At 43.1% G+C, this 6,351-nt stretch carries 3 protein-coding genes; 2 read left to right on the top strand and 1 reads right to left on the bottom strand.

Annotated features, from left to right (window positions below):
* Window positions 1–94 (bottom strand): DUF4372 domain-containing protein (locus MLE17_RS14270; protein ID WP_243348999.1); only part of this gene is annotated, 94 nt, incomplete at its 3' end.
* A gap of 713 nt (window positions 95–807) precedes the next feature.
* Here MLE17_RS14270 and MLE17_RS14265 point away from each other — a divergent pair.
* A complete protein-coding gene (locus tag MLE17_RS14265) occupies window positions 808–1,527 on the top strand; it encodes a DNA-binding domain-containing protein (protein ID WP_243349387.1) in 720 nt (239 codons plus the stop codon).
* 258 nt (window positions 1,528–1,785) lie between these two features.
* Window positions 1,786–5,814 (top strand): glycoside hydrolase family 2 TIM barrel-domain containing protein, encoded by a 4,029-nt coding sequence (locus MLE17_RS14260; protein ID WP_243349386.1) that lies wholly within the window; start codon window positions 1,786–1,788, stop codon window positions 5,812–5,814.
* Window positions 5,815–6,351: the final 537 nt, after the last annotated feature.

The raw sequence follows: 6,351 nt of genomic DNA, 5'->3' as shown, positions 1-6,351 counted from the left end.
ATTTGTCTCCATCAAATTTGGTGACAATGCGATTGAATTTACTTCGATTCAGAAACGAAACCAGTTGAGCAAAAACGTATTTGTCTTGATACATATGCAATCAGATTAATCTGATGCAAAACTAAAAATTCAAGTCCGTTCGCTCGCGAAATGCTTATAACCAACTAAATTTCAAATACTTCAAAGACCATTTTTAGATTTTAATGGGACAGTAATGTAGTGGAATAGTTTGTTATCGGATTGAAAATCCTGATAGTGCTTTTTGGGGCCGGAATGCAATTCCGCCCCGACGGTATCCGGCAGGAATGGTGTCTGATGTAGATAAGATTGAAATTGATTTGAATAGATAACTTATCCGATTCATTATAAAAACGCAGAGAGCGGCTCCGGCAAAGTGCTGGAGCCGCTCTCTGCGTTTTTGTTTATAACCTGATCGTAATTGAGTGTTTTTGTTTATTGTCCAAATTTATAGATTATGTATCTGAAAAAACAAATAAAACTATGCGGTTAAGCTTTACTTTGCCTTCGGTAATAAACAATTCGTATTTCAGTTATCGGGCTCACGAAGGCCAATCACGGATTTTGCCTGTCGGTATATCTTGTTTCAACAGGAGCTGGTCTTCCATTCATTTTGAGACATATTCCTTTATTACTATCCTAAACCATTTTTCTATTATTTGACCGGGGTGTTGCCTGTTTCATATTGCGGACTATTTGTCCCGGCTGGTTGAAAAACAGATATTTTGATGGCCATCTGTTTTCTTTGGAAGATAGATGGACGATATATGTTAAACTAAAATTGATACTATGAAAAATGTTTTGAAAGCATGGATTCGTAAGAATCTGTTGACCGAAGATCCCAGTGATTATTTGGCTTCGGTAGTGGTAAACGGCAGCGTCACGATGCAGGACATTGTCAGGGAGCTGGTCAATGAGGGCATGGAGGTGAAATCCGAAACGGCGGTCGATATTCTCACCCGCTTCAATCGTAAAACGGCCGAACTGGTCACCTCGGGCTACAACGTCAATACCGGATTAGTCTATATGCGGCCGGTGATCAAAGGCGCATTTTATGGAAAAACGTGGGATCCCAATGTTCATTCCGTGTACGTGTCTATCAATCAGGGCGCGGACCTGAGAGAAGCTATCGCCGAAACTTCAGTAGAAATATTGGGAGAACTATCCGATCCGATCGAGATATTAAGCCTGACCGATACTACCACCGGTAAGACCGACGGCTCACTTACCAAAGGCCGCAATGCCGAACTCAAAGGCTCTTTCCTGAAAGTCACCGGCGACAAACCTGAATGTGGCATCACTTTCCGAAATCTGACTACACAAGCAATCACCAAATTGGCCGATGGCGATATCGTACTCAATGAACCTTCGCGCCTGCTCATCTATGTGCCGGCAGAGTTGGCAGCCGGGGAGTATGAGCTGGCTGTAACCACCCAGTACAGTGGAGGCGGCAGGAACCTGACCACAGCCCGTAGTACATCATATGCCACACCCATCATAATTTCCTGATCCCTCGCCCCGGTAAGCAGGTCGCCAGCGCCCAGGCTGCCGGGGCGCTGGCTATGTATTAGCTTGGGGGGAGGCTAAGTGTCTGTTTGGGGGGAGGCTATGTGTCTGCCTGGGTGTAGGCTGTGGGGGAGCCTGGGCGGGATATGACTCCCGGTTCGGGGCAAGAATGACGACGAATCCAGAGAGTATTACCCATCAGGAGGTGATTTGTCAACATGTTATTACAGGATACCACTTTATTTCTAATACACAATTCAAATGAAAAAACTTGCACAATTCTTTTTTCTGTTTTTATTTCATCTAATGAGTTTTACGGCATTGTCTCAGTCGGGGCCAAACAATGAATGGAACAATCACCCGGATATTTTTCAGGTGAACCGCTTGAAAGCTCATGCCACGCTTATTCCTTATGATAATCTTCAGACTTCGCTTAATTGTGATTTGAAGCTTTCGGAAAACTACCTGTCACTCAATGGTAAATGGAAATTCAAGTTGGCGACCCGGCCCGATTTGCGTCCGCTCAATTTTTATTCCCTAAGCTTTAACGACCAATCGTGGGATACGATAAAGGTGCCTGCAACCTGGCAAACGCAAGGCTTCGATTATCCCATTTATACCAATGTAACCTATCCGTGGAGTGGTTACGAGAATATATCGCCGCCGGTAGCTCCTACGGTTTACAATCCCGTCGGATCATATCGCCGCACATTCACTTTGCCTTCGGGCTGGGATAGTAAAAACTGCATCCTGCATTTCGATGGCGTGTATTCGGCTTACTACGTTTGGGTTAACGGTCAATATGTCGGATATAGCGAGAATAGTTTTTCGCCGGGCGAATATGATATATCTAAATTCCTTGTCGCCGGGACAAATACTATTGCCGTACAGGTGTACCGCTGGTGCGATGGCAGCTGGCTCGAAGATCAGGATATGATACGCCTGGGTGGCATTTTCAGGGATGTGTATATCTATAAAACGCCGGATGTACATGTTAACGACTTTTTCTACACGACAAGCCTGGATGCCAATTACCAGAATGCTCAGTTTAACTTCTCAGCCCATGTTGTAGCGAAGAATACAGTTCCTCAGGCCGGTTATAAAGTGCAGGTGCAATTGTATGACAATGCTAACAATCCGGTGCTTGCTTCTCCATTGCTAATGCCGGTAAGTTTTAGCAATGACAGTGCCAATGTTTCATCATCTGTGAGCGTAGCCAATCCGTTGAAATGGTCTGCTGAACAGCCGAATCTTTATACAATGGTGCTTTCCTTAATTGATGGCAACGGCACAACTATTGAAATGGAAAGCGGACATGTCGGATTCAGGCAGTTCGAACTGAAAAACGGGCAGATGCTTATCAATGGGAAACCGATACTCTTCAAAGGGGTAAACCGCCACGAGTCTGATCCGATTCACGCATACGCTGTAGATAAAGACGATATGTTGCGGGATATCCTCATCATGAAGAAGTTCAACATCAATGCAGTCCGCACAAGCCATTATCCAAACAATCCGCTTTGGGTTGACCTTTGTGATAAGTACGGTCTTTACATGATTGACGAAAACAACCTTGAATCGCATGGCGTGAGAGATATTGTGCCGGCAAGTAACCCGGCCTGGACAGCCAACTGTATCGACCGAATCACCAGTCTGGTAGAAAGGGATAAGAACCATCCATGCGTGATTATCTGGTCGCTGGGAAATGAAGCCGGATCCGGCACTAACTTCAAGGCAATGTACGACTGGATTAAAGGACGCGATAAAACGCGGCTTGTACATTACGAAGGCGACAGTCAATATGGCGACATGACCAGTTATATGTATCCATCCATGCAGTCCATTGAAAATTATGGCAAATCGGGGAACACAAAGCCTTTGCTGCTTTGTGAATATGCCCACTCGATGGGGAACAGTACCGGTAACTTGTATCAATTTTATGACTTGTTCGAGAAATACAAAAACCTCCAGGGGGGATTTATCTGGGATTTCGTCGATCAAAGTATTAAAGACAACCAGGGTTACAAGTATGGGGGCGATTGGGGCGATAATCCTAATGACGGTAACTTCTGCGCCAACGGGCTTGTAACCGCCGACCGCACCCCAAAGTCTGGGCTTTACGAGATGAAGAAGGTTTACCAAAATATTAAAATGACTCCGGTGAATCCCCTGGCAGGGAAATTTACGATCAAAAACTGGTTCCTCTTTACCAATATGAACGAATTCGCCGGAAGCTGGCAGTTATTTGCTGACAGCACACTTTTACAAAGCGATAACTTCTCGGATAATGATATGAATCTTGCACCATTGGCAAGTAAAGACTTGACTATCCCGTTTGTGACACCACAACTTCAGGCCGGTGTGAAATACAGGTTGAACATCAGCTTCAAAACTAAAAAGGAATACAACTGGTCTGTAGCGGGGCATGAAGTTGCCAAAGAGCAATTTGATATTCCTTTTGCTACTCCTGCCATCACTGCGACAAGTGATTTTGGAAGCGAAGATCTTCAGGTTCAAACCATAAATGGTATGATGACCATTCAGAATAGTCGTCTGAAAGTTGAGTTAAATAAAAGTACAGGATTAATCAATACTTATACTTACGACTCACGCTTGTTGATTGACAACGGGCCTAAACCTAACTTCTGGCGTGCCCCGATTGATAACGACCGGGGGAATGGTGAACCTAACAGATGTAAGACGTGGAAAGACGCCAGCCAATCCAGAAAACTGGATACTTTGCTTGTTGACGCAACGAATACGAAATTGGTGAAATTATATGCTTACCTGACTGTGCCTACTTTGGTTCCATCCTGCTTAATTATGGAGTACGATATAATGGCTAATGGCGAAATAACAGTGGACGAACGTTTCTATCCCGGTAGCTCTTCTTTACCCGAAATTCCCCTTGTGGGCAATATGATGACCATGCCGGTCGATTTTGATCGGATTACATGGTATGGCCGTGGACCGACCGAAAACTATATCGATAAAAAACTGGCATCATTCATAGGGGTGTACAGCAAAACTGTTGATGAGAATTTCTTCCCTTATATTAAACCACAGGAAACCGGAAATCACATCGAAACCGATTGGGTCAAAATAGCAGACAAAGACGATAACGGGATTTTAATTTCAGGGGATAAGTTTGAATTCAGTGCTTTGCATTATACGCCCGGCGAGATCGAGAGTAAGAAACACCCATTTGAACTGGTAAAGAGCAACAACACGATTCTTCACATTAATGCAAAACAAATGGGAGTTGGTGGTGATGATAGTTGGGGGGCTAAACCACATCCAGAATTTATGTTGCAACCCGAATGCAATTATCGTTATTCATACCGCATTGCTCCTGTGAAAAAAGGTGTCAATGAAATGGCGATGAGTAAAAAACAATACATTTCCACTACAACTTCTGTAATACCTGATATTAAAGGACTGACTGAAACCGAGGCAAAACAACTACTGAAAGAAAAAGGGTTTACGCCCGGCAAACAGACCTATGCATTAGGTACCTATGACAAAAACCTGATCATGGTACAAGTCCCTGAAGCAGGCGAAAGTCTGCCGCAAGGCTCCATTATTAACTATACGATCAGTTTAGGCAAAAATGTTGCACTCAACAAACCGGCGACCAGCAGCAGTGAGGAGAGCGGCAACAATACTTCAAAAGGAAACGATGGCAGTTATGCTACCCGTTGGTGCGCTTCAGGCAATAGTGCCAATCAATGGTGGAAAGTCGATTTGGGTGATCAATACGATCTTTCGTATTATAATATCTCCTGGGAAATGGCTGCGACTTACAAGTATTTCATCGAAGTGTCAAGCGACAATGTCAACTGGACAAAGGTTGTAGATAAAACCGGCAATTCCTCGACAGACCAATTGCAGGGTGGTGACTTGATTGCAAAATCGGTTCGTTATGTTCGTCTGACTGTTACCCAAAATCCATCGTGGTATTGGACAAGTTTTTATGAAATAGAAATATTCGGGGCAAAATCATCCGTAAACAGTGTTCGGGAGGTTAGTGCAGATAACAACTTCATGTTGACCATTTCTCCAAATCCGGTAGTAAATAATGCAACGATTCGTTATGTGCTTGCACAACCCACACAGGTGCAAATTGATATAACTAATTTGTCCGGTACTAAAGTCCGGGAATTGGGAAAATGCTTTCAATCCGAGGGTCTTCATCAATTGCAAGTAAATAGTGATTTGACCCCCGGGGTTTATTTTTTACGTTTCAGGACTGAAAATGCAGTGGAAGTGAAGAAGTTTATTGTTCAATAAAGACAAATGGTATTTGTTTTTTGTCGAAAGGATGATTTCCTTCATTCCGGTTATGAAACCGTAGAAAGGTAATGTATAGGCAAGGTGAATAACATATTCGCCTTGCCTTTATTTTTGGAAGCAATATCCAGCGGAGCTGATATGTAATTCCAACTGCAAATAAATAGGTCGAATCTTTTTGAAGCTATTCGAATATGTTTTATAGAGATAGTTTGTTGTCGGTTTGAGATTATTCCATTGGTCATTACCGTCGATTCCTGGTACTGTTTTATGGCACGTTATGCAATTTCGCTCCGGGGATTGCGTTTGTTTATTATCTAAAATTAGAGATTAAGTGTCTGTAATAATAAATGAAACTATACGGTTAAGCTTTACTTTGTCTTCGGTTACAAAGCTTCAGATTTGTGATTGCTGTATAATATTAAGAAGCTAACATGTAATTCGTATTTCATTTATCGGACTCACGAAGACAAGTCATGGATGTTGCCTGTCGATATTTATAATTTGAACAGTAACTGGTCTTCCGCTCATTTTGAG

Source organism: Parabacteroides sp. FAFU027, assembly GCF_022808675.1.
Lineage (GTDB): Bacteria > Bacteroidota > Bacteroidia > Bacteroidales > UBA7332 > CAXXIC01.
The sequence above is the reverse complement of the archived record's forward strand: the minus strand, read 5'-3'. Positions and strand labels throughout refer to the sequence as shown.

Bases quoted from the DNA above. Each gene is read 5' to 3' on its own strand.
- MLE17_RS14265 (WP_243349387.1), top strand. From the start codon at position 808: ATGAAAAATGTTTTGAAAGCATGGATTCGTAAGAATCTGTTGACCGAA.
- MLE17_RS14260 (WP_243349386.1), top strand. From the start codon at position 1,786: ATGAAAAAACTTGCACAATTCTTTTTTCTGTTTTTATTTCATCTAATG.